Source organism: Paenibacillus sp. FSL P2-0322 (assembly GCF_037975315.1).
GTDB lineage: Bacteria > Bacillota > Bacilli > Paenibacillales > Paenibacillaceae > Paenibacillus > Paenibacillus polymyxa_B.
The window spans coordinates 32,437-56,472 of the sequence record NZ_CP150243.1 but is presented as its reverse complement, the minus strand read 5'-3'; the positions used below and the strand labels follow the sequence as shown (position 1 = coordinate 56,472).

Genomic DNA, 24,036 nt, shown 5'->3' with positions numbered 1-24,036 from the left:
CTAATCCGGAACGATTCAAACGAAGGATGCGGATTTTTAAAAACGAATAAGGAATTTCCCGGGCAATGTCGGATTAGCTCACCGTCCGTGGACGTTCCAACCACCTCATGCCAGGTACATGGAGAGTTGCCCATTCTGGGCGGAAGTGATCTATTTTACTAACGACTACTGTCATATCATCATAGATTTGATTTTGTTGGTATCGAATAACCCTTTCTAGTAAGCAGTCGGCCAACTGCTGTGGATCTTCGCTTTCAATTTCCTGAATCATGCGTTTCATCCATATTTCCTTATTAACCGCATAACCCGGTGAGTCGTATATACCGTCTGTAATCATAATGAGAATATCACCCGGCTGGAGCTGCAGTGATACCAGATCAATTTCAATATCCTGTATAATGCCAATCGGCAAGTTGCTGGCAGATACGGGAATGACCTCCTCCCCTCTTTTAATAAAACTCGGCGTAGACCCAATCTTCATAAAGGTTGTCTGGGCCGTGTACTGATCAATCAGCGCCATATCGACCGTAGCATACATTTCCTCAGGTGATCGCAGCATCAGGACAGAGTTAACCGACTTGATCGCCAATTTTTCGTCCATACCCGACTGCAGTAATTCCTCCAAAATGTTAAGTGCTGCACTGCTCTCTTGCTGCGCGCGCTCTCCGTTCCCCATACCATCGCTTAAAGAGACTGCAAAAGTCCCGTTCCCTAGCTCCATCATGCTGTAGCTGTCTCCTGAGAAAAAATCGCCTCCTTTGGCGGCACTAGCTACTCCTGTAGCAATCTCATACGTTTTAGCAGAGCCGAACATGACTGTAGCCAAGCCTTGGCGGCGATCTGCCTCCGTTTCGCGCATCACAGCTATATGCTCGTCCAGTATGTCCGACAGAAGTGGAGCAATGATTTTCCGACATTCATCAAATCCCCTTGTATAGGCATGGACAATCTCAATTTCTACCTGACCTGCATCCAGGTTAATGATCTCAATGGATTGAATGGACAAGCCCAGTCTATCAAGAGCCTCCCGTATTTGCTCCTCCTGCCGATGCATGGTCTGCCCTTCCCGCTGAATTTCTCGCGCTAAATCCTCCATGATTTGTGATACCCCCGATAGCTGGTCAGCAACAAGCTGACGACTATCGTATACTTGGCGCTTCCACTGCATATTATGTTGGTAGAGGCTATACTGCTGCTTCATCACTTGCAGGACAGCGCCCGTTTTAGCACATGCCTTGCTCCATTGCGGCGGTATCTGCTCTGGTTCCAAATCCGGGTTATCCTCAATGGCGCTCATCATTTCCGTCATATACTGATGAGTTTGCATAAACTTGCCGTCCCAGCACTGCTCACACTTGAAGCAGGAGGCACATGTCCCTTCCGCCACCGCATTCATAAAGTGTTCGATTTCACCATCCGACTTCGTGCTCTCACTCGCAGATATCTGATGAAAGCTGCGGGATAGCTGACTGAATACACGAGAAAACTTCGTTACCCGCTCTGCGGTGAGGTCGCGGACCCTTTTGGCATACTCATGCTGAGATTTGGCGTGGTCCTGCGTACCGGGAACATAGGTAGAAACCGCTTTAAAGAAACTTTTTGGGGTCATTAAGAATAATAGAATTGCCGCACAGCTCTCCCAGGTTGACGTCAGCACGTCTCCGGTCCCGTCCAAATAGATTGTCAGAATTGAGGAGCCTAGCAGCATCCCAAGCGCAACAGCACCTTTTTTCCCTTCACGCAGCATTCCTGCTAGCAAACCTGCAAAAGCGAGTAAACTCATCTGCACAATTGCAGACATATTGGCCAAGCTTAAAATTAAACCAGTAATTACACCGACTGATGCACCCAGCGAAGCACCTCCCACCAAAGCAAACACCAAGACCAAATATCGCGACAGCACATGATCGACAGACAATGAATGAACAGTCCAGCCTACTGCTCCCGTCATCACAGAGGCTAATAAAATAATAAGACATAAAATTTCCTCATTTTTGAGCTGGCTTGTCTTCTTGCGGTACGTAAACAACGGTATGGCCTGCGTGAACACCAGCGTAAGCATAAAGCTGAGAACCGCATCCGTTCCCACAATGATAAGCTCATACCATGTGAAAGTTGGAGCCATCACGGTGTTAAATAAATTGACCATAAACACCGACAAGAAAACCATAAGCGGGGCATAGGATAATTCCAGACGGTCGAAGGCTCGTAGCCCGCGATACAGGAGATAAAATACCAGTAGCTCACCACCAATCATAAATAACGATGGGTAAGGAGCTAACAGGCTGCCTAACACAACTGATACAGCTACAGGCAGCATCAGATCACGCCGAAGAAACGTTATGACCGCAAAATAAGCGAGGGCAAAGGGAGAAAGCTCGTCCAAAATAGTGGCGCGTCCCAGTAGAACTCCCATAGCTGACAATAGCAGCATCCATCTTTGCGCCGTTACCCATTGCACCACTTTATGTGAATCCAGCCGTTTCTTGAGTCTGGAAGACCAACCTTCCGTACGCTCTTTGGATTTGGACTTTCTAGATTTTAACCCCGGAAAATGTACCACGTTCCATTTCTCCATCATGCGTCAGGCACCCCATTCATCAATTTGATGTTCCCATCTTAAACCAGAACGATTGAGAAAGTTTGTCAGAACCTCACGTCTTATTCCAAGAAATTTCCGACAAAAAAACGTTCAGCGCGAAAGGACAGAGCATCACTCTGAACATCAAGCTACGCCCGTATGGAAGCCGATGAAAGAAACGTCCCGCTACTCCTTACATAACCTCTCGATGTCGTTCATCCTGATGTCCAAACTAGCGATTCGCACAGAAGATAGACGGAAAACCGTTGGAGTTTGTCGGACGATTATGTCCTCACGACAAAAAAAACATCCACTTTCCAGCATCGTAGCTCTTATCTTCTTCGCCAAAATTGCGAATCTCATAAATGCCCGTACGACTAACCACTGGATTCAGCGCCGACAGACGCTGCTTATCGCATCTGTTGTCGGTAGAACGCAAAAAAACCGTAGCAGTCTCTCGACTGTACGGTTTTCCGTGTATGATTGATACGGTTGTCAAAGTGAATTAAACACGCTTCGCGCCGCGTCCTCCGCGTTTACCTTCGGTGTTCTTTTTCAGCGACGAAATGCGTTCCTCACTATCTTTCAGGAAGCGTGACATTTTATCCTCAAATGAAGGTTTACCCGGTGCAGGCTTGAAAGAACGGCCTCCACGATCGCGGTTGAAACCACCGCCACCACCACCGCGTCCTTGACTTGGACCTGAACCTCCACCGCCGAAACGGTCGCCTCCGCCTGGTCCTCCTGTACGCTCCGGTCTTGGAGCTCTTGGGGGACGGGCTTCACTTGCCGGCTTGTCAATCGTTTGCTTAATGGAAAGTCCGATTTTGCCATCTTTGTCAACATTAATGACTTTCACCGTCACAACATCATTAATCTTCAGGTGGTCGTTAACATCCTTAACATAGTTATCGGCGATTTCCGAGATGTGAACGAGACCCGTGACACCTCCAGACAAATCCACAAATGCTCCAAAATGCGTGATGCCTGTCACTTTGCCCTCTAACTTGGTGCCCACTTCAATTGCCATAGAATAAAATGATCCTCCCTTAAAATATACAACCGATTTTTTTGCAAAAAAATCCCGCTGTGGTGATTTGATTATACAAAATGGCGGAACCAAGGTCAACTAAGCATTGGCCCGATAATGTTCCTATTTCTGATCTCCGATGATTGGCGTCTCTTCCGGTTTGTAAAGACCGTACTTGCTTCTGGCAATCTCGCCAATGTACTCAGGGTCCTTGAGACGATTCACTTCGGTTTGAAGCTGTTGTTCCGTTTGTGTAGCAGCTTGCTTCTGCTTTTCCTTCTGGGTGAGCTGTTCACTTCGATCGGCCATAATCATGCCTTGAGAAAAAAAGGTAAAAATTGCCCAACTACCAAAGGCGGCAAGCGATAGCAACCAAATCATGATTCGCCTGCGCCCGCCCGCGTTGGACTTGGACGTAGAAGATGAATGGCGATCTACAGACGAATTACGCATGATACTACCTCCTTCCAAACCATCTTTTCGCTGTGTTTTTCAGTCTGATACCCAGCTTTACGAGCAACTCTGGAGTCTTCCAGCGCGCTTTAAGCGGACCGATCAGCCATAAGATCGGCTTCCAAACCGGCATCAGGATGTATATCAGCATCCTTCCCAGGAACACAATAAGTGTCCATGTCCATCCGACCAGCTTGCGTAACAGCCGATACAGCGCTAACACCGGAAGAACAATCAGGATGCGCAGTATGCTGTTCACGATCAACGTCAGTCTGCGAACTATCTCTAATAACATTACCACAAAACGTTGGGTTGTAACACTAAAGGCCCAAAAATAGAGCCAAACCCCCAAAAGTAGTCCTAAAAAGACATAAAACCGCAGCTCACCGCGATTACTCGCGTATAGCACACGGAAAATAAACAAAGCCGAGGCCACCCAGTACAGCACGTCCAACATATGAACGCTCCAGCGGGCAAAATGAAAGCGGATGGACAGCACCCGGTAGCTGTCAAACACCACTCCCATGGCTATGCCCGACAACAGCATCCATGTCAATGTCAGCCATTGTGTGTAAGGGTTCATTTGAAGAGCTTGCCGAATAGGCTTTTTCCGTTTTTGGCCGGGGCCCCGGGCTCCAGGTAGACGAGGGAAGTAATCAAACCTTCAATGGACAACAGCCCCTCTTCTAGACTGAGGTTTTTGATATGTAAATGTTGTCCGCGAATGGTGAGATGGCCCAGCTCGGTCTGAAGCAAAAATTCTTCACTGTCAAAGCTCTCCACATTGCTGACGCCTGAAATATCGAGTTGCTTGCGGCTTTGCATGCGCAGATCATGGTGCTTGGACTTCCCTTGTTCAATCATGGCATGTACCCCTCCTTCTGTTCTTAGCTTATGAAGGGGGCCGTATGATTTAGAACCGCTTTTGCTGTTAATCAGCATATGATGGACGAAACCTCGTCATCTAAAGAAAAAAAGCACTCCTTCATAAAATAATGAAGGAATGCTTTCATGTACAGTTGTGAGAAAATCAGATGTCTGCTTACCAGTTCAAACCATTGTCCCTGGCAATAGGCTCTTCCTTTACCAAAGTGTACATACTTGCAGCCTCGTCCTTGCGTGTAGTGTCGGCGAGCCGTTCCACTCGCACGGTCACCAGCTTCTGGCCAAACTGGACGGTAATTTCATCGCCTACTTTGACCGCACTGCTCGGCTTGGCTTCGCGTCCGTTCACCAGCACTCTCCCTTGTTCGGAGACGTCCTTGGCTACCGTACGCCGCTTAATCAGCCGCGAGACTTTCAAGAATTTATCAAGACGCATTAGTTAACGGCTTCTTTAAGCTTATTACCGGCTTTAAAAGCAGGAACGGTCGATTCTGGAATTTCAATCGTGTTACCGGTTTGTGGATTGCGGCCTGTACGGCTGGAACGCTTGCGTGTTTCGAAAGTACCAAAGCCGATCAGTTGCACTTTGTCACCGCTAGCAAGTGCATCTGTAATTTCACCAAGAACGCCATTCAATACAGCTTCAACGTCACGTTTGCTCAAACCGCTTTTGCTGGAAATATTGTTGATCAGATCTGTCTTGTTCATAAGATAAAAGCCTCCCAAATGTCAAAAAATAATCATCACGCTGCATGTCCATTTATGGAGCAGACGTGAGGTCCAACTGTGGCCGAAGCCCTCCTGAATGTCACTGTAACACGCTTAACTATAAGCTACAGTTATTTTCAGAATTACTACAAGTTATTCTGGCTTGTCCGTAAAAATCCTGCAATGACAGGCGTTTTTTTATTCGACCCCAGTTAAGCCAACATCCTACTACAAAACTCTGCCCATTGGCAAGTCTTCACAAACTGGGCCTTCTTTCAACCCTGCATATGTCTCATTTTACTGTTCTGTGCAGCCAAAAGCGAATATGTGGAATCACGCTTTGCCAAGGAGCTTTTTCGCTTCCTGCCAGTAAGTCTCCATTTCATCTACGCTGCTGTCTTCGGGACGGCGTCCCTGCTCGCGTAATTTCTGCTCAATATACTGGAAACGGTCGACAAATTTGCGATTGGTGGCGGACAATGCCTCTTCCGGATCTACTCCCATGAACCGGGCTGCATTCACTGCAACAAATAATACATCGCCTAACTCCAGCAACTGGGCTTCCACGGCATGCCCTTCACGAACCGCTTCCTTCAGCTCAGCCACTTCTTCGTCCAATTTATCGAATACGCCCTCAATGCTATCCCAGTTAAAGCCTACTTTAGCTGCTTTCTTCTGGAGCTTGTACGATTTCATAAGAGCAGGCAGATCACGTGGAACCCCATCCAGTACGGAAGGGTCTGCTGCCGTCGTGCCTTTAAGCCGTTTTTCCTCAGCCTTCATCTGCTCCCAGTTTTGCAGTGCCTCTTCCGCATCATTCGCTTGATTGTCACCAAATACATGTGGATGACGGAAAATAAGCTTATCATTCAGCCCCTGGATAACATCATACACATTGAAGGTTCCAACTTCCTCTTCCATTTGGGCATGCAGCAAAATTTGCAACAACAGATCGCCCAGCTCTTCCTTCATATGCTCAGGGTCGTCCTCATCTATCGTTTCAATGACTTCATACGTTTCTTCGATCAGATTTTTGCGGATCGACTGATGTGTCTGTTCACGATCCCATGGACAGCCTTCCGGACTGCGTAAAATATCGACAATCTCGTGTAAACGGTCAAAAGAACGCCGTTTCAGTGCCTCATCTTCACTGCGAGGTATGTATACCAAGGATAGGTTCCCGTAGCCCTCTACTCGATCTAGCTCGTACAGCGGCACCTTGTGCACCGCTTCCTCGCCTTCCACCCCAAGAGCGTGACCGACGTACACCTCATAATCGTCAGGATACCGCTCCATCAGGCACAGCTTCACATCAGAAGCCGTGAAGGTGTCATACACCTGTCCGATCAGCGTATGCAGCTGAGGCTGGAGCCAGCTGGCATCCAGTGTACCTGCGTCCAACAGTTGGAAACCCTCGATCGGATCAAAACCAAGACGCACAAAAGCTTCATCCAGGAAACTTTCGCCACCCAGAATGTTCAGTTCAATCCCTTGCGCAGGACAACGCTCCTTAAGCAACTGCACCGCTGCTTCTGCCACCATCGGGTGACCGGGAACCGCATAGACGATTTCGCTTCCGTCTGCCGCCTTAGCAGCTGTCGTAATTAATTGGCTGGTAATTTCCTCGTATACCTCTGGAAAGGACTCCTTTGTCTCATATACCTTGTCAAACGACTCAAAAGCCACTTCAAACTCATTCAGCACTTGAACCGCAGGATGCTCCTTGGTCCGCAGATAGAGCGCTGAAGCGCCCCGCATTTTGTTCAATATCCCTATCGTAAGCTGATCCGGATCTCCCGAGCCCAAACCTACGACCGTTAATGTTACGCTCATATCCAATCCTCCGTTTCGCAGAAACAAGGTTCGTGCTCGAAAAAATATACGGCCTAACCCCGCTTCCGCTTCCTTTGCTTTGGGATTTACTATACCACAAAGTTGTATAGGCTCATAAAATGGCTGTGCCGCTTTCACGCCCTAAGCCCTATGCCTGGGCTAAGCCAGTACACGCAGCCTGCGCAGCACGGCTGCCAGCGGGCGTCCGAGCTTGGGCACCGCCACAAGCTCGGCTTCCGTGATCAGCCTCAAGCGTGCGAGGCCGATCACGAACACAATGGCGCCTGCTGCTACGCCCAGCAGGCTCTCCGCGGCTGCCGTGGCGCGACCTCCGGCAGCCCATCCCAAGGCACCCAGCACAGCGCTGGTGCCCCACATCGCCGCCCCGGCCGCACCAGCCAGGGCGATAAGCAGTGCCGCCGGCTTGAGCACGCTGGCGGACCAGCTCCCACGCAGGCCTACCAAGCGAGCCAGCAGCACGATGTTGATCACCGCCGCCAGCAGATAGGCGACAGCCCCCGCAATGGCGGCTCCAGCCGTGCCTAGCTGCGGCACGAGCAGCCAGTTTAGCAGCGCCTTGGCTACTGCGGCCGCGAGCATTGCCAAAGCCGGCGCGCGAACCGCGCCAAGCCCTTGCAGCAGCGCAGCCGAGATGATGCTGAGCGTGCCGCCTACGGCGGTTAGCGCCATCCAGCGCATGACCTCGCTGCCGGTGTCGTCCGCATACAGCATCACATTGACGGGCACAGCCAGCACGATCAAGCCTGTCGCAGCGGCTAGTCCCAGCAACCAAAACCAGCGCAGCGATTGCTCGCACTGGCGACGTGCCAGCTCCGTACCGCCGGTCACCCGCGCCTCAGCCAGCGATGGAATGAATAATGCCGACAGTGTGGTAGCAAACATCATGACTAACTGTACCAGCGGCAGACCTCGGTTATACACGCCAAAGGCCACCATAACCGCAGTATCGTCCAAACCCTCCTGCTTTAACAAGCGAGGTACGGTAAAAGTGTCTACCAGGCTAATTAACGGAACGGCTAGCGCTCCAAGGCAAACAGGCAAGGCATAACGCAGCAGCGCCTTTAGCAAGGCACCGTTGCTTTCCGCCGGGTGTAGCTCTCCAGTTTGTGCTTGCACTGTCGCCATGACCGTCCCTTGCCTTCTAAGCCTCTTCCTGTGATTTCGCCAATATAGCAACATGACGACCAATCCCGCTGCTCCACCTGCTGCTGAACCAAACACTGCTCCGGCGGCAATCATATCCGCCCCCGCTCCTTGCGACAGCATGAGCAGCAACAGCATAATCATCACGCTTACCCGGATCGCCTGCTCCGTCACTTGGGAGATAGCAGTCGGAAGCATATTTTGCAAACCTTGAAAATATCCTCTCAATCCCGCCATAACCGGTACGAACAAAAAGGCAAACGCCGCCGCCCTCACCGATGGAATAACGTGAGCATTGTCGATCCATTGACCAATGAGCGGCGCGCACGTATACATCAGCACGCCCAAGATCAATCCAAAGACACCCAAGACAAGCGAAGATAGCCGAGCAACACGTTGCCCCGCTGCCTGGTTTCCCACTGCCTCAAACTCAGCTACAAATTTGGATATTGCAGCCGGAAATCCAGCAGCTGCAATGGTAATGAACAGCGTATAAAAAGGATAAACCGTATTATAAATGCCAAACACGCCGTCGCCGCCGATATTCTGCAGCGGGATTTTTTGCACTGTGCCGATCAGCTTGCTCGCTACTGCTGCCAGTGTCAAAATGACAGCACCTCGTAGCAGCCGCGAAGCGGCGCGATTTTCCTGCATTCTCCGTCTCCACTCCCACCTGAAATATGCATCTTTCACGAGTCCTATTATACCGCCTCTTCTCCCGGAAAGAAAAAAAAACCCTGTACAACGCAGGACGGCTTTCGCCATTCTGTACGTCATACAGGGGTGAAACGGGATGTTACTGTTCCATTTGTTTGCCCAGGAAGCCAGCGGCTGTTTCAGCCATTTTGATCTCCATTTCGGACATTTTTACATTTTCGTCCTTGTTCAACAATACAACGGAACCAATGGGATCACCACCGGAAACAATGGGAGCCGCCACAAAGGACGAGAGTGTTTCTTCGTGGTCTCGCGTTAGCTCATAGGAGCCGCTGGCTGTCTCCAGCACAGTTTTGCGATTATCCATACTACCTTCGATAATGCTACCGATTGGCTTGTCCAGAAACTCTTTTTTAGAGCCTCCAGCCACCGTAATAATGGTGTCCCGATCGGTAATCATTGTAATATGGCCCGTGCTTTCAAACAGGGACTCAGCATATTCTTTGGCGAAATCACCAAGTTCACCAATAGGTGAATACTTTTTCAAAATGACTTCTCCGTCACGATCCACAAAAATCTCAAGCGGATCTCCTTCACGAATTCTCAAGGTGCGGCGAATTTCCTTTGGAATAACTACCCGCCCAAGGTCATCAATACGGCGAACTATACCAGTAGCTTTCATTTCACATGTTGCCCCACTTTCTCAAGAAGAATTTAGTAAACTACTGACGGTATCGAAAGACGCTTCCACTCCCCCAGAAGCGGTCACGAAGAACGTCACGGTCATGGTGTTTATGGTGATATCTGACCATAGTATTCATCTGTTCCCAATTCCTTATGCATGTTCAGTTATTTACCTTCGTTTGTAGCTCCATCTTTGGCTGTTCCTGCATTGGTATCGCCCGTACCGTTTGTTGCTGCGCCCGGTGTAGTTGTGCTACCAGCACCGGAAGTTGCACCGCTTTTCTCTTGCGTAGCTGGTACCTTCGGCAGATTGATTTTCAAATCAAGCTTCGTCAAATCATTTTCGGTAAAGTTTTGGATACTTTCCCCGGCCAATTTATTTTTCAGGGCAGCCTTTTCGTTGTCTTTCAATTTATCAAACGTTGGCTCATTGCGGGACTCCACTTTGATCACGTGATATCCGTATTCCGTTTCCACTGGCTCACCGATTTTGTTAATCGGCTGAGTCTCAGCGGCCTCTTTAAATGCAGGTACCCATTGCGCTACGGATGCATTCTCATACAGGCCTCCGTTAGACGCAGAACCTGGGTCTTCTGAATACTTCTTGGCAATCGTCGCAAAATCCGCTCCTCCGTCCAGCTTCGCCTTCACTTCTTTAGCCAGCTTGAGGGTATCCTCTTTTTTGCGCTGTTTCTTCGTTTTAGGATCTTCGAAGTTAATCAATACATGACGCACGGTTGCTGTTGTGAATTGATCTTTATTTTTCTCAAATTCCTGTTTTAGCTGATCATCTGTTACTTTGTTGGTTTCGCTGTTGATTACCGTCATTACACGCGTGAAGTAATCTTTCACACCTTGTTCGGTCAGTTTTTTATCACTCAGAAATGTCTTGAACTTATCTTCTCCGACTGACTTTTTATACTGCTCCAGCTGTTCGTTCCCTTCTTTGGCACCCTGCTCCTTGGCCTTGTCGTCCGCTTTGGCCGCCAGAAGCTTGTACACCACTTCCTGCTTTACAATTTGCTCCCGTACCTGATCCGAAGCTAACGCAGCCTCATATTCCGGGTAAAGGAATTTCATCATGCTGATTTCTTGGTTGAACTCATTTTCGGTAATGGTTCCACCCTTATAGGTCACGACAACCTTGCTGTTGTCCTTCGGTTCATCCTTGACCTTGTTCTCATCCGCTTGCTTCGTACATGCTGCCAGCACGGATATAGCTAGCAGCGCTGCCATTCCCAAGGAGAGCATTCTCCAAGGTTTTCTTTTATTTAGTTGTGGCATTTTGCAGTTCCTCCTTCAATGTGAATGCTTCTTTCAATGCACTCAAAAATTGTTCCAGCAGTTCTAGCAACTGTGGATCATTTAGACCTTTGCCCTTTATGCGTGCGCTCATAGAAGTGCCCTGTTCAAATTGTACACGTCTTTCAAAGCGATTGCCAATCTCGGCAAGTTTAGCAGTCTGTACCGCCTGCTGGCGCCCTTCATGGAATTTCAGCACTATATTGTCATCCCGTTGCACCATGGACTCGATGCCATACATGCGTCCATATACCTTGAGGCGAGCCACGGCTAGCAAATGACGCACAGCCTCTGGCAGATCGCCAAATCGGTCGACCAGTTCATCCTCCAGTTCGGAAGCCTCGTCAAAAGTGCTGACCGCTGCAACCTTTTTATAAATCTCAATCTTCTGGATGCTGTCATAAATATAGTCTCCCGGCAGGTAAGCATCGACGCCTAAATCAATCGACGTACTCCAATTCCGATTGGACTGATCCTCTTCTCCAAGTACGCTGACTTTACGTTTATTAATTTCCTCAGCTAGCATCTGCGAGTAAAGATCAAAACCGACGGATGCGATGAATCCATGCTGCTCAGCGCCAAGCAAGTTACCCGCTCCACGGATGGACAAATCGCGCATTGCAATCTTGAACCCGGAGCCCAGCTCCGTAAATTCTTTAATCGACTGAAGGCGCTTCTCTGCCACTTCCGTGAGCACCTTATCCCGCTGGTACGTGAAGTAAGCATAGGCAATCCGATTGGAACGACCTACACGCCCACGCAGCTGATAAAGCTGAGATAGCCCCATTTTATCGGCATCATGCACAATGAGTGTATTCACATTTGGAATATCCACGCCGGTTTCGATAATGCTGGTGCTGACCAGCACATCATATTCGCCATCCAGGAAATCCAAAATAGTTTTCTCCAGTTCGGTTTCGGACATCTGTCCGTGACCCACGCCCACCTTGGCCTCCGGTACGAGCGCATTGATCTCTGCAGCCATCTCCTGAATGCCCTGCACGCGATTATACAGATAGTACACCTGCCCTCCGCGTGCCATCTCGCGTTCAATGGCCTCACGAACTAGAGTCTGGCTGTGCTCAACCACATAGGTTTGCACTGGAAAACGGTTTTCCGGTGGCGTCTCAATGACTGACAAGTCACGTACACCCAGCATGGACATATGCAACGTACGCGGAATAGGTGTTGCCGTTAACGTCAGCACATCTACGTTCGTTTTCAGCTTCTTCAGCTTTTCCTTGTGGGTTACGCCAAATCGCTGTTCTTCATCGACAATCAGCATTCCCAAGTCCTTAAACACCAGATCCTGCGACAACAGACGATGGGTACCAATGACAATATCGACCGTGCCTTGCCGGACCCCTTTAATCGTCTCATTCTGCTCTTTGCGCGAGCGGAAACGGCTCAATACCTGAATATTGAACGGATACCCTGAAAAACGTTCACGGAACGTCTCATAGTGTTGTTGTGCCAAAATTGTCGTCGGTACCAGCACCGCTACTTGTTTACCTTCAATAGCAGACTTAAAAGCAGCACGAATAGCAACTTCAGTTTTGCCGTAACCTACATCACCGCATAGCAAACGATCCATCGGGCGACTCTGCTCCATGTCCTTCTTAATCTCTTCAATGGCCCGAATCTGGTCACGTGTCTCATCATAGGGGAACATGTCCTCAAACTCTTGTTGCTCCGGCGAATCCTTTTCAAAAGCAAACCCTGGTGCCGACTGTCGTTCTGCATATAGCTTGATCAAGTCATCCGCAATATCCTGAACCGAGCTGCGCACCTTACTTTTAACCCGTGTCCACTCATTGCCACCCAGTTTATAAATCTTGGGTTCCTTGTCCTCTGAGCCGACATATTTCTGAATCAGATCAATTTGTTCAATCGGCACAGACAGCTTATCTCCACCCGCATAGAGGACATGCATGTAATCCTTATGGATACCGCCAACCTCTAGCGTGCCGATCCCCATGTACTTCCCGATCCCGTGATTTTGGTGTACGACATAGTCGCCCACCTTCAGCTCGCTATAGCTCTTTATCCGTTCTGCATTGTCCACATGTCGGCCCTGCTTACGAGCTTTCCGCTGCTTCTGGGAAAACATTTCACCCTCGGTAATGACTGCCAGATGAATAGACGGCATTTCAAAACCGCTTTGCAGATTGCCGATAGCCATCGTAGGCTCATCAATACCATAATCTTCAAGCACTCGGCGCATCCGATCTAGACGTTCATCTCCACTCGCCAGCATCATAACCTGTGTGCCCGCTTTGCGCCAACGATCCATCTCCGCCTTGAGCACATTCATTTGGCCATGGAAATCCTGCATGCCTCGGCAGATGAAGTTCAAAATATTTTGTGGCTGGGTATGAGGAACCTGACGGAGGAAAATCGACAGAAACAACGTCTGAAATCTCCGGTTGTACAGCAGATTGTCCGCGTCATCTGACAGTTCTAGCTGCGGTAACGTTTTACCGTTTTGAAGCAAATGCAGATTCCATTCCGACTCATCCCGTTCCAGTTGCTTGGCTGTTTCCAGCATACGTGCCGGTTCATCAATAATCAGAATCGTATCTTCCGGCATATAGTCTGCTAGGGTTTTACGTTCAGGATACAGCAGGGAGATATATTTATAGATTTCGTCAAAATACACATGCTCTCGCAGCAACTCAATTTCACGATGAATCTCTTCTTTCAGATGCTGCTTAGCTTGACGATCCGTCATTTTGCCCAGCTGCTCCTCCAACAAAATAGCAGCGGCATCCGCCGCCTGGTCCATACGCTGGTTATTCGCAATAACTTCCTTACACGGTGTTACAGTAACGTCCTGAACCTTTTCCACCGAACGCTGATCTTGCGGATCAAACTTACGGATCGAATCAATTTCATCGTCAAACAGCTCCACACGATAGCCCCAACGGGTTGTCATGGGATAAAAATCAATAATTCCTCCGCGTACGCTCATCTCTCCACGTGATTCCACACGCTCTACACGCTGGTAGCCCATCTCGACCATATGTAGCAAAAACGCTTCCAGCTGAATCGTTTCGCCTTCTTTCAGCTCAATACGAGCCTCACGCCATGTTTCCGGGATCGGCAGTAAACGTCGGACACCAGAAAACGGCACGACAACAATCCCACGAAAACCCTGGGCGCAGCGTATCAATACATCAATTCGTTGGGACAATGTCTCTGGACTGGATATTGCTGCTTCAGCAGCTACCAGCTCATTAGCAGGATACAATAAAACCTGATCAGGAGAAAGCGCTTCCTGTAAGTCATCTGCTATTTTTTGAGCGGCAAACATATTGTGCGTCATGACCATTAACGGTCGTCCGGTATCTTCGGCAAGCGCGGCCATCAGTACCTGTCGGGAAGAGCCTGATAAACCTGATATCAGTTGTTCCTTCATTCCTGATGATATACCTGCTGCAATGGATGCATAATCAGCATCCTTCGTAAAAGCCTGAATAAGTGCTTGTAACAAAAAAGGCACCCCTTTATGCTTATAAATAGTTACATGTAAACCGAAAAAGAAGCCTCAGCAATGCTGCCAAGGCTCCATAAGCGGAATTGCCGCTTCACCTCTCAAGCTGGTACATCCTACCAGTTGAATACCTGTTATTGGAGCGGATTAACGAGCAGACTCAGCTCAGGATTATTCTCCAATGCCTGACTGCAATGCTCGCAAATGACTTTGACGGTCACTTCACCACCCGAATTATACGCTATTATATCTCTACGTTCGGCAGGGGTCAAGGAATGGAAGCCCAACCTTTCTTCGGTTATTGCCGCGGAATCAATTCGTCCCAAGAAAGTTCGACAATGTCTGCATACATAATTAACAATCATGTAATGTATATGCCTCCTGAAAGTTTTCTATACCTTTCAGTATGTCCAACAATCTTCCATTTAAGCCCGTCTGCCTGCGTCTGAACTTACTTGTTGAATTCAGCCATCGTCCGTTCAAACGGATGACTCAAGCTATGCTCTAAGGCGTTGCACGTGTCCTCGATCATTCCGGCCAGTAATTCTTTTTCCTTCTTGGGAAAGGTACCCAGAACATAATCGACAATAGCATGTCCAGGTTCCGGGCGGGAAATGCCCATACGTATCCGATTGAAGGACTGCGTGCCGGTATGCTGAATGATCGATTTAATGCCGTTATGACCGCCTGCGCTACCTTGATAACGCAATCTTATTTTACCGACTTCAGTATCCAGATCATCGTACACGACAACCAGATCTTCCATATCGGCCTTATAGTAGTCCATATAAGCACGTAGAGACTCGCCTGATAGATTCATATAGGTCATTGGCTTAATCAGTACGGTTTTTACGCCACCAATGTGGCCTTCTCCAATCAACGCCTTGCATTTGCTTTGGTTAATCTGGATGTTATGACGCGAGGCAAGAGCATCCAATGCCATAAATCCGACATTATGTCTCGTTTTCTCGTATTGGGGACCGGGGTTGCCCAATCCTACAATCCACTTCATAACCTTGACACCCTCTTTCGCAGTCTGTATTTTTTGGTAAAATAGTTGTATTGAATAGGAAGGTGCGTGCCGGTATGCTCAATCAAGGTGATATCCTCTTATATGACAGCCATTTTCTATATCATTTAAAACATTCCGTTCCTGTCCAGATATATGACGGGAATGTACATATTCAGATTGGCATCGTTGCGCGTTTTAATGAGCATTTCGTCGAAATAGAGGACACACTATACAATCGTCAACGCTTCACATTCATATCTCGCCCAGGCTTTTAGCCTGACATGCTGATAGGGGTTACCTTTTCCATATGGAAAAGGCAACCCCTTTTTTAATGAGCCAGCGCTTATTCGATTTCAAACAGTTTGCTGATCGACAATTCTTCATGCACACGGATGATAGCTTCTCCCATTAATGGAGCCACAGACAATACCTTCAGCTTGCTTGTCGGATTCGGGTGAACGATCGGGATCGTATCCGTCACAACCACCTCTTTTAATGGCGAATTCTCCAGTCTTTCCATAGCAGGACCAGAAAGCACAGCATGTGTACAACATGCATACACATCTTTTACGCCGCCTTCTTTAAGCGCATTTGCACCTAATACAATCGTTCCGGCTGTATCAATGATATCATCAATTAAAATAGCCGTTTTACCCTCAATGTTCCCGATGATGTTCATCACTTCACTGACATTTGGCTCTGGACGACGCTTATCAATAATAGCGAGCGGCGCACTCAGGAAGTCCGCCAGCTTACGCGCACGAACAACCCCGCCATGATCGGGTGAAACGACAATCGGGTTCTCAATTTGCTTGGAACGGAAATATTGGGCCAGAATTGGCGCTCCCAGCATATGGTCCACTGGAATATCAAAGAATCCCTGAATCTGCATCGCATGCAAATCCATGCTGATCACGCGGTGAGCTCCCGCTTTTTCAATCAAGTTAGCGACAAGTTTCGCTGTAATCGGATCGCGTGAACGAGCTTTACGATCCTGACGAGCGTAACCGTAATATGGCATAACGACATTGATACTTTTGGCAGAAGCGCGTTTAAGTGCATCAATCATAACCAATAACTCCATCAAGTTGTCGTTAACCGGCAGACAAGTTGACTGCACAATATACACATGGCAGCCGCGTACGCTTTCCGACAGCTTAACCTGGATTTCACCGTCACTAAACGATGTGGTATGGGATTCCCCCATTGGGATGCCGATGTAGTCCGCAATCTGGTGGGCTAACTTCGGATTGGAGTTACAAGTAAATATTTTGAGTTTGGAATCGCAATAAGTCATTAATAGAAACCCTCCGTGCTGGTTCATTCATTACAGATTCAACAGCTTGCTGATTAAGATCATTCCGATCTTTTCTTCTTCGCTTTGGCACGTGCGCGGATTTTGTCCGCATATCCGGCTTTGTTCTCTTGACGTGGTCTGGCAATGGCCAGATCGTTATCAGGGACAGCATGTGTTACAGTGGAGCCTGCTACAACATAAGCACCTTTTCCAATCTTAATCGGGGCGATCAGATTCACGTTGCTGCCAATAAAGGCATCGTCTTCAATTTCTGTAATAGATTTATTATATCCATCATAATTGACCGTTATTGCCCCGCAGCCAATATTTACGTTTGTACCCACCTTGGCATCACCGACATAGCTCAAATGAGACACCTTGGAATGATCTCCAATGGTCGCATTTTTCACCTCAACAAAATCACCAATTTTCACATGTTCGCCAAGCTTCGCGCCTGGACGCAGATAAGCAAACGGCCCCACAGAGGTACTGCTTCCCACTTCCGCTTCGTTCAACACCGAATGTTTTACCGTTGCGCCTGAATGGATAATCGTATTCTGAATCTCAGCCTGCGGACCAATCACACAATCTTCTCCGATTTGTGTTTGACCATGCAGCCATGTGTTCGGGTACAGTACCGTATCGGAACCAATAACAACCTCGCTCCCGATATAGGTAGAAGACGGATCAATGACAGTGACACCATTCAGCATATGCTTGCGGACGATGCGCTCACGCATATAGCCCTCAGCTACCGACAAAGCGACTCTGTCGTTAACACCGATGGATTCAGACACATCATCTGTCAAATACGCCTCAACCTGCTCACCTTCACCATGCAAAATACCAATGACATCTGTCAGATAATATTCCTGCTGTGCATTGGTGTTCGTTACCTTGTCCAGCGCTGCAAACAGCTTGGCATTGTCAAAGCAGTACGTTCCCGTATTGATCTCCCGGACAGCATCTTCCTCAGGTGAACAATCTTTCTGTTCCACGATCTTGAGCACGGCCCCGGAAGCATCACGGATAACTCGTCCATATCCTTTCGGGTCGTCCAACTCAGCGGTCAGAATCGTCGCAGCCGCCCCACGGCTCTCGTGCAGTTGCACCAAGCCCTCTAGCGTTTCCGCTGTGATCAAAGGAGTATCCCCACAAATGACAATGGTTGTACCTTTTTCCTGACCGAGCAAGTCCTTGGCTTGCTTGACAGCATGGCCCGTTCCCAACTGCTCTGCCTGAAGCGCATATTCTGCTGACGGTCCCAAATAAGACTGTACCGCCTCTGCTCCATGACCCACGACGACTACACTTCGGGACACACCGATTTCACGAACCGTGTCGAGCACATGCCCGACCATCGGTTTTCCGCACACCGGATGCAGAACTTTATATAATTTGGATTTCATACGTTTTCCCTGCCCTGCGGCAAGAATGACTGCCAACCTTTCCAACAAGTCCAACCTCCTATCCTGAAAATAACAGTTACCCCTTGGCTAAAACGTTAATTCCCAGATCAGATTTTGCTTAACTTTTCACAATCCTCCTGAAAAATAACGGCGAACCTTTGGTTAATGGCTATTTTTTCAGGCCAGCTTGTGCTGGACATTCATCCCCGGGACGCATCGCTGCCTAGTCCCTGTCTTATGAAAAAGCCGCTTCGGCAGCCCGGATGGCTCCAAGTTGCCTTAAAACTGACTGTTAACTCACTAAAGAATATATCTCATTCCAGACAAAAAGAAAAGAGAGCCACAGTTAGTGGCTCTCTTTTTCTTTTGTACCCCAATCCTGCTTTAGGCGAATTAAGCGCCTTCTTCAATAGCAACTTCTTCATCCACAGCTGCACGTTCGTACTCAGTCAATACAGCAGCTTGGATCTTCTCACGGGTTCCTGAAGATATCGGGTGAGCGATATCGCGAAACTCTCCGTCTGGAGTTCGTTTGCTTGGCATAGCTACGAACATCCCGTTATTACCGTCGATAACTCGGATGTCATGAACAACAAACTCATTATCAATCGTAATGGATGCAATCGCCTTCATTCTTCCTTCTGAGTTCACTCGGCGGAGTCTAACATCCGTAATCTGCATGTGTGTTTCACCACCTTTTTCCAAATAGGACTTGGTGTATACATTCCACACAGCAGTTCGAAATCCTTCTTTTTTTCGGCAATTCGTATCCTAAATTCAGGTAATTTTTTTGAAAAGATTTCTTTTCGACATATTTAGGTATTTTATGATGGATTGTGACAATTTACTGCCCTGTTCACTCATCAAAATAATTGCCCAGCTTGACTGTAATTTGCTTGCTTCGAGAATCGACTGCGGTCAGATTCGCCAGTGAAATATAATCGTGCAGCAGGCGCTCTTCGTTCTCCACCTCGCCTGATTCTACCAGCACACCTACACCGGCCACCTCAGCATCGAACTCAGCCAACAAGTCGACCATCCCCTGAATCGTGCCACCGGCCTTCATAAAATCATCTACAATGAGCACACGCGATTTCTCACGCATTGCACGTCTGGATAAAGACATCGTATGCAGGCTCTTTTGTGATCCTGAAACATAATTAATACTTACAGCCGAGCCTTCTGTCACCTGATGATCACGCCGTACGAGAACGACTGGCAAATTCAGCTGTGCTCCGGTTGCATAGGCAAGTGGAATACCCTTGGTCTCCACCGTCATAACCACATCAATCTGACGATTGGCAAAAGCGGTCGCGAATATTTTACCAGCTTCGTTCATCATCGCAGGTTGGCCCAGCAAATCGGACAAATACAGGTATCCTCCTGGTAATATGCGGTCAGGCTGCTCCAGTTGTGCACACAGGTCGTTCGCAAACGCAAGCGCATGCTGCTTGGAAAGCCTTGGGATCAGTTTGACGCCCCCTGCCGCTCCCGCCAGCGTCAGAAGCTCGCCAGTGCCCTCATCCTCAAATACTTCCTTGATGATGGCCAGATCCTCGCTTATGGACGACTTAGCTGCCCCGTAGCGATCCGCAAAATGAGTAAGAGGCACCAGCGTATGCGGCCGTGACAACAAAAATTGCGTCATTTCCACCAATCGTGAGCTTCTTTTAAGTTTTTTCACAACAATTCCTCGCGATCTATTCTCCTGCCGCCCGCTTTGTACAGTAAAGCACCGGCGGACTGGCCGGTTGCTGGCGGAATGTAAGTGATATAGTAAAATCCGAATATTTAATAGTAAATATATCATCTTCGTACGTATTTGTACAACAATTACCACTATAATAAGAAAAAAATATCTAAAATCAGGTCAAAAGTCGTACTGCATACACATCTTTACAAAACCCTCTTAGTCCATTGTAAATCCGTGGCACTTTGGCTTCCTTCGATACCAGTCCGAACACCGTAGGTCCACTACCTGACATCAGCACACCGTCTGCTCCTAAGCGGATCATGGAGCTTTTAAGATGCTCTACCTCTGGATACAGCTTTAGTGTTACATCCTCCAGTACATTCCCCAGCGCGTTGCATACATCGGTAAAAGAAGCGTTACGGATCGCATGCTCCATCTGGCGGGCAGACGGGTGGTGCGTAATCTGATCTGCTTTGACACGACCATACACTTCAGCCGTCGACACATTAATCGGCGGCTTCGCAAGGATCACCCAGCATTGTGGCGGATTCGGAAGTGGCTTGAGCAGTTCTCCGCGTCCGCTCGCTAAAGCTGTACCCCCTGTAATACAGAAAGGTACATCTGAGCCCAGCTCAGCACCCAGCACCCTTAACTCTGCATCCGAGATGCCAAGCTTCCATAGCTTGTTCAGTCCACGCAGCGCTGCGGCAGCATCACTACTTCCACCTGCCAACCCTGCCGCCACTGGGATATGCTTATCCAGATGGATGTGGACGCCCGTAGACACGTTATAACGTTCTTTGATCAGACGCGCAGCCTGAAAAGCCAAGTTCTTTTCATCCAATGGTATGTACCCGGCTTGACTTGAAATAATAATGGTATCACGCGGTAACTCGGACATCGTCAATCGGTCAGACAGATCGACCATGGTCATAATCATTTCGACCTCGTGATAACCATCGTCCCGCTTACGTAGAACATCAAGCATTAAATTGATTTTCGCCGGTGCTTTTTCATATATTTTCAAGGCGTTCACCCACCTTCAACTTTTCCCTCAAGACAGCTTAACATATTATATCAGACTCAGCGTGTCAAGTCATGAGGTTCAAAAAAGCGGAGATGACCCGGTCTAATCCCGGATATCCCCGCTTTTCATCAGCACCACCGATAGCTACGATTTGCGGGAAGCCGCCTGCTCGGCAAGTTGGATAGCCCGCTTGACCATATTGCCCGCATCCTTGGCTTTAATGCCTCCCCAACCTTCTTCCTTGACCGTGTCGTAAAACCCAAGATCTTTGGCCAGCTCGTACTTTAGCTCCTCCGACATGACACTCCGTCTTCTTCGGCTCATACATACGCCTCCTTCGGCAATGGAATAAGGAAGATCATTCCCGGCTTAGTATGTGCAGAGATGTCATGCTTCATCCTGCTCTGTATATACAAAACGGCCCCGTCATTTGAAATGACGAAGCCGTCGTTAAACCTGCGAAGCTGGTATAAATCACGAAATTAATTAAGGTGTTTCAAAATATTCGACTACACTTGTATGGGAGTCGGGATCATATACGCTGACTTCCACCGACTCGGTAAGAATGTCAGCATAGCTGTAGGAGACACGTTTAAACGTCTGTTGCTCCTGATCCAGCTTGACGATAAAAACAGAAGGGTACGTTTCTTCCAAGACACCAGTTCGTTCGACGGTCTTACGGCGTCCGCCGTTAGCCCGCAGCAAAATTTTTTGCCCTACATGTGCGTCGAGACTGCGTTTGATTTCCAACAGCGTATTTTTAGCCATTGCCTAACGACCACCTCTTTCCTTGTCCATTATAACGAATTTTAGAGGGATTGTCAAATCAAGCTAAATATTATAACAACACGAAAAATAAGTTGTCAATTTAATTTTTTGCGAACAGGAATAATTTATATAAAAAATGACAAAAAGCCTCTAAAAGCAGAGGCTTTTTGTTCAGATTAATCCTATTGGCACATTTGAATCCTAGATTGCGGAAGGCGTTACTTTAAGCGTAGACAAATTTTCAAGCTTCGGCAGGCCGATGCGATAGCTTCCCCTAGTTTCAATTCCACCCACTCCGCGGCTGCCACTGATTGTCTGGTGAAACAGGTCCCCCATGTTGACCGTATCACGGATCGAAGTAAAGGCCGCCTTGGCAGCCACGTAAACGGGGTCCAGCGCGTGAATCAGGATACGCCCTGGTGAGCTAGCGAAGTTCGCTCCCGCACGTAGCAGCGCCTCAAAATGGGACTGGCACGCCCCCGCTACAATCGTCAGCGAATCCAGATGACGTTCATATTGTCTTGCTACCTGAATCGCCGCCACAAAATTTTGCGAATTTTTATAACTTTTCAAGCTGTACAAATCGTAAGGCTGTGGCTGCTTCAGCACACCGTCATGTCCGGTAATGACTACGATATCCGGACGGATACGGGGAAGCAGTCGGTACAACGTGTCCGCCATTGCCGATTCGTGAACGTGATGTCCCTCTGCAGGAACACGGAGCTGTTCATATAAACTGAGACATTTTTTCAAATAGCCGGGATCTCCATCCAGATGAAGAACCTTTCCCGGCATTTCAAAATACGTTGACTCGACCGGATCACTCCAGTCCCCAACCAGAGCTGCCTGACTACGAGCAGCTTGCTGCTGGCGTGCCCGTTGCAACAGATTAAGAGACTCACCAGCCTTAATATGGGCCTGCTGAGTCTTACCGCTAATCTGGTCTGCAGGCACTCTGACCAGATCGTTCACTGGGGAATCGGCCAGCAGCCGAAATTCTATTCCCTTAATGATCGCTTTATCCCGCTGGATGTCCTCAACACGAAACGTGACATCTCCGCCGTACGATTTCCGAACGACCAAGTCTCCTAAACTCATCACACTGTATCACCCCTCCTATATCGTATGGGTGAATGCACAGTTTGGTTCCAGCTTAGGATATACCTGCCTCCAACAGCACAGCGCTGAGACGCGCAAATTCCTCAATACTTAGCGTTTCTCCTCGACGGGAGGGTTCAATACCAGCTTGTTGCAACAACGGCTCCAGCGTGTCCCTGTTCTCTTTGGTGAAGAAACGGCTTTTTAAGTTATTGGAAATGGTTTTACGACGCTGGGCAAAAGCAGCATGAACCACTTCAAAAAAATGCTTCTCATCCACCACTTCCACTGGAGGGGCTTCCCGTACACGCAACCGGATGACTGCAGACTCCACATTCGGCTGGGGAATAAATACTGTATTCGGCACAATACAGACTAATTCAGGTTCGCTGTAATATTGCACCGCAATGCTCAGGCTGCCGTAATCCTTCGTTCCAGGAGACGCAGCCATACGCTCAGCCACTTCTTTTTGGATCATAACGACGATATTCTCCAAAGGGAGCTTGTCCTCCAGCAGCCTCATCAGAATCGGTGTAGTAACGTAGTACGGCAGATTAGCCACGACACTTACTTTGCTCACGTCTGCAAAATCGGTTGCGAACACCTCGCGCAAATCCAGCTTCAACACATCTCCATGACGTACCTTCACATGCTCGTAAGGGGCCAACACTTCTTCGAGAATTGGCAGTAGCCGCTGGTCAATCTCGACAGCGGTAACTGCCTTGGCCGATTGGGCCAGCTTCTCGGTCAAAGCACCAATCCCAGGACCGATCTCAAGTGCGCCCTTCGTCTCATCCAATCCGGCAGCATTTACAATCTTATTGAGAATATTCTGATCAATCAGGAAATTTTGTCCCAAACTCTTTTTGAACGAAAAACCGTGCCGTTGAATAATGTCCTTCGTACGCCGCGGTGTTGCTATATCTTGAATCCCTGTCATAC

Annotated in this window: 25 protein-coding genes; 1 reads left to right on the top strand and 24 read right to left on the bottom strand. The window is 48.4% G+C overall.

Annotation, left to right across the window (positions count from 1 at the left end; all coding sequences use genetic code 11):
* Nucleotides 1-73 precede the first annotated feature (73 nt).
* The 15 genes from spoIIE to pth form a co-directional block, all read right to left on the bottom strand.
* Nucleotides 74-2,581, bottom strand: a complete 2,508-nt coding sequence (gene spoIIE, locus MKY24_RS00270; protein WP_209940734.1) for a stage II sporulation protein E — start codon at nucleotides 2,579-2,581, stop codon at nucleotides 74-76.
* Nucleotides 2,582-2,873: 292 nt separating this feature from the next.
* Nucleotides 2,874-3,080, bottom strand: a complete 207-nt coding sequence (locus tag MKY24_RS00265) for a hypothetical protein (protein WP_023986442.1) — start codon at nucleotides 3,078-3,080, stop codon at nucleotides 2,874-2,876.
* Nucleotides 3,081-3,086: 6 nt separating this feature from the next.
* Nucleotides 3,087-3,611, bottom strand: a complete 525-nt coding sequence (locus MKY24_RS00260; RefSeq protein WP_014279051.1) for a S1 domain-containing RNA-binding protein — start codon at nucleotides 3,609-3,611, stop codon at nucleotides 3,087-3,089.
* Between the two features lie 123 nt (nucleotides 3,612-3,734).
* A complete protein-coding gene (locus MKY24_RS00255) occupies nucleotides 3,735-4,064 on the bottom strand; it encodes a septum formation initiator family protein (protein WP_013308137.1) in 330 nt (109 codons plus the stop codon).
* Between the two features lie 4 nt (nucleotides 4,065-4,068).
* Complete coding sequence (gene yabQ, locus MKY24_RS00250; RefSeq protein WP_023986441.1) at nucleotides 4,069-4,647, bottom strand: spore cortex biosynthesis protein YabQ; 579 nt, start codon at nucleotides 4,645-4,647, stop codon at nucleotides 4,069-4,071.
* Nucleotides 4,644-4,928 (bottom strand): sporulation protein YabP, encoded by a 285-nt coding sequence (gene yabP, locus MKY24_RS00245; RefSeq protein ID WP_013368685.1) that lies wholly within the window; start codon nucleotides 4,926-4,928, stop codon nucleotides 4,644-4,646. The genes yabQ and yabP overlap by 4 nt, the downstream gene beginning before the upstream one ends.
* A 178-nt stretch (nucleotides 4,929-5,106) precedes the next feature.
* The gene (locus MKY24_RS00240) at nucleotides 5,107-5,385 is read right to left on the bottom strand and encodes an RNA-binding S4 domain-containing protein (RefSeq protein ID WP_016818913.1); all 279 of its coding nucleotides are present in this window, start codon (nucleotides 5,383-5,385) and stop codon (nucleotides 5,107-5,109) included.
* Nucleotides 5,385-5,657: an HU family DNA-binding protein gene (locus tag MKY24_RS00235; RefSeq protein ID WP_007428028.1), complete on the bottom strand. Its 273-nt coding sequence runs from the start codon at nucleotides 5,655-5,657 to the stop codon at nucleotides 5,385-5,387. The genes MKY24_RS00240 and MKY24_RS00235 overlap by 1 nt, the downstream gene beginning before the upstream one ends.
* Nucleotides 5,658-5,990: 333 nt before the next feature.
* Nucleotides 5,991-7,490, bottom strand: a complete 1,500-nt coding sequence (gene mazG, locus MKY24_RS00230; protein ID WP_160788581.1) for a nucleoside triphosphate pyrophosphohydrolase — start codon at nucleotides 7,488-7,490, stop codon at nucleotides 5,991-5,993.
* 159 nt (nucleotides 7,491-7,649) lie between these two features.
* Nucleotides 7,650-9,308 carry a polysaccharide biosynthesis protein gene (locus MKY24_RS00225; protein ID WP_339201218.1) on the bottom strand — a complete coding sequence of 553 codons (1,659 nt, stop codon included), beginning with the start codon at nucleotides 9,306-9,308 and terminating at the stop codon, nucleotides 7,650-7,652.
* 142 nt (nucleotides 9,309-9,450) lie between these two features.
* Complete coding sequence (gene spoVT, locus MKY24_RS00220) at nucleotides 9,451-9,993, bottom strand: stage V sporulation protein T (protein WP_023986438.1); 543 nt, start codon at nucleotides 9,991-9,993, stop codon at nucleotides 9,451-9,453.
* A 167-nt stretch (nucleotides 9,994-10,160) separates the two neighbouring features.
* Nucleotides 10,161-11,279: a peptidylprolyl isomerase gene (locus MKY24_RS00215; RefSeq protein WP_023986437.1), complete on the bottom strand. Its 1,119-nt coding sequence runs from the start codon at nucleotides 11,277-11,279 to the stop codon at nucleotides 10,161-10,163.
* Nucleotides 11,263-14,790, bottom strand: coding sequence for a transcription-repair coupling factor (gene mfd / locus MKY24_RS00210; RefSeq protein WP_023986436.1), 3,528 nt, complete (start codon nucleotides 14,788-14,790; stop codon nucleotides 11,263-11,265). The genes MKY24_RS00215 and mfd overlap by 17 nt, the downstream gene beginning before the upstream one ends.
* Nucleotides 14,791-14,924: 134 nt before the next feature.
* The gene (locus MKY24_RS00205) at nucleotides 14,925-15,155 is read right to left on the bottom strand and encodes an anti-sigma-F factor Fin family protein (protein WP_013308128.1); all 231 of its coding nucleotides are present in this window, start codon (nucleotides 15,153-15,155) and stop codon (nucleotides 14,925-14,927) included.
* Nucleotides 15,156-15,241: 86 nt separating this feature from the next.
* Complete coding sequence (pth, locus tag MKY24_RS00200) at nucleotides 15,242-15,802, bottom strand: aminoacyl-tRNA hydrolase (protein ID WP_023986435.1); 561 nt, start codon at nucleotides 15,800-15,802, stop codon at nucleotides 15,242-15,244.
* 74 nt (nucleotides 15,803-15,876) lie between these two features.
* Here pth and MKY24_RS00195 point away from each other — a divergent pair, with 74 nt between their 5' ends.
* On the top strand, nucleotides 15,877-16,077 hold the full coding sequence (locus tag MKY24_RS00195; protein ID WP_023986434.1) for a hypothetical protein: 201 nt from the start codon (nucleotides 15,877-15,879) through the stop codon (nucleotides 16,075-16,077).
* A 68-nt stretch (nucleotides 16,078-16,145) separates the two neighbouring features.
* Here the strand turns inward: MKY24_RS00195 and MKY24_RS00190 are convergent, their stop codons facing one another.
* The 9 genes from MKY24_RS00190 to rsmA all read right to left on the bottom strand — a co-directional run bounded on the left by MKY24_RS00190 (nucleotide 16,146) and on the right by rsmA (nucleotide 24,034).
* Nucleotides 16,146-17,099, bottom strand: coding sequence for a ribose-phosphate diphosphokinase (locus tag MKY24_RS00190; RefSeq protein ID WP_013308125.1), 954 nt, complete (start codon nucleotides 17,097-17,099; stop codon nucleotides 16,146-16,148).
* Between the two features lie 59 nt (nucleotides 17,100-17,158).
* Entirely contained in the window at nucleotides 17,159-18,556 is a 1,398-nt protein-coding gene (gene glmU, locus MKY24_RS00185) for a bifunctional UDP-N-acetylglucosamine diphosphorylase/glucosamine-1-phosphate N-acetyltransferase GlmU (RefSeq protein ID WP_080658680.1), read from the bottom strand.
* 345 nt (nucleotides 18,557-18,901) lie between these two features.
* Complete coding sequence (gene spoVG / locus MKY24_RS00180; protein WP_007428016.1) at nucleotides 18,902-19,189, bottom strand: septation regulator SpoVG; 288 nt, start codon at nucleotides 19,187-19,189, stop codon at nucleotides 18,902-18,904.
* 175 nt (nucleotides 19,190-19,364) lie between these two features.
* A complete protein-coding gene (purR, locus tag MKY24_RS00175; protein WP_013308122.1) occupies nucleotides 19,365-20,192 on the bottom strand; it encodes a pur operon repressor in 828 nt (275 codons plus the stop codon).
* A 181-nt stretch (nucleotides 20,193-20,373) separates the two neighbouring features.
* The gene (gene ispE / locus MKY24_RS00170; RefSeq protein WP_013308121.1) at nucleotides 20,374-21,228 is read right to left on the bottom strand and encodes a 4-(cytidine 5'-diphospho)-2-C-methyl-D-erythritol kinase; all 855 of its coding nucleotides are present in this window, start codon (nucleotides 21,226-21,228) and stop codon (nucleotides 20,374-20,376) included.
* A gap of 144 nt (nucleotides 21,229-21,372) precedes the next feature.
* Complete coding sequence (locus MKY24_RS00165) at nucleotides 21,373-21,552, bottom strand: small, acid-soluble spore protein, alpha/beta type (RefSeq protein WP_007428013.1); 180 nt, start codon at nucleotides 21,550-21,552, stop codon at nucleotides 21,373-21,375.
* 162 nt (nucleotides 21,553-21,714) lie between these two features.
* Nucleotides 21,715-21,996, bottom strand: coding sequence for a Veg family protein (locus MKY24_RS00160; RefSeq protein WP_013308120.1), 282 nt, complete (start codon nucleotides 21,994-21,996; stop codon nucleotides 21,715-21,717).
* A 201-nt stretch (nucleotides 21,997-22,197) separates the two neighbouring features.
* On the bottom strand, nucleotides 22,198-23,094 hold the full coding sequence (yabG, locus tag MKY24_RS00155; RefSeq protein ID WP_023986432.1) for a sporulation peptidase YabG: 897 nt from the start codon (nucleotides 23,092-23,094) through the stop codon (nucleotides 22,198-22,200).
* 55 nt (nucleotides 23,095-23,149) lie between these two features.
* Complete coding sequence (gene rsmA / locus MKY24_RS00150; RefSeq protein ID WP_023986431.1) at nucleotides 23,150-24,034, bottom strand: 16S rRNA (adenine(1518)-N(6)/adenine(1519)-N(6))-dimethyltransferase RsmA; 885 nt, start codon at nucleotides 24,032-24,034, stop codon at nucleotides 23,150-23,152.
* Between the last annotated feature and the right edge of the window lie 2 nt (nucleotides 24,035-24,036).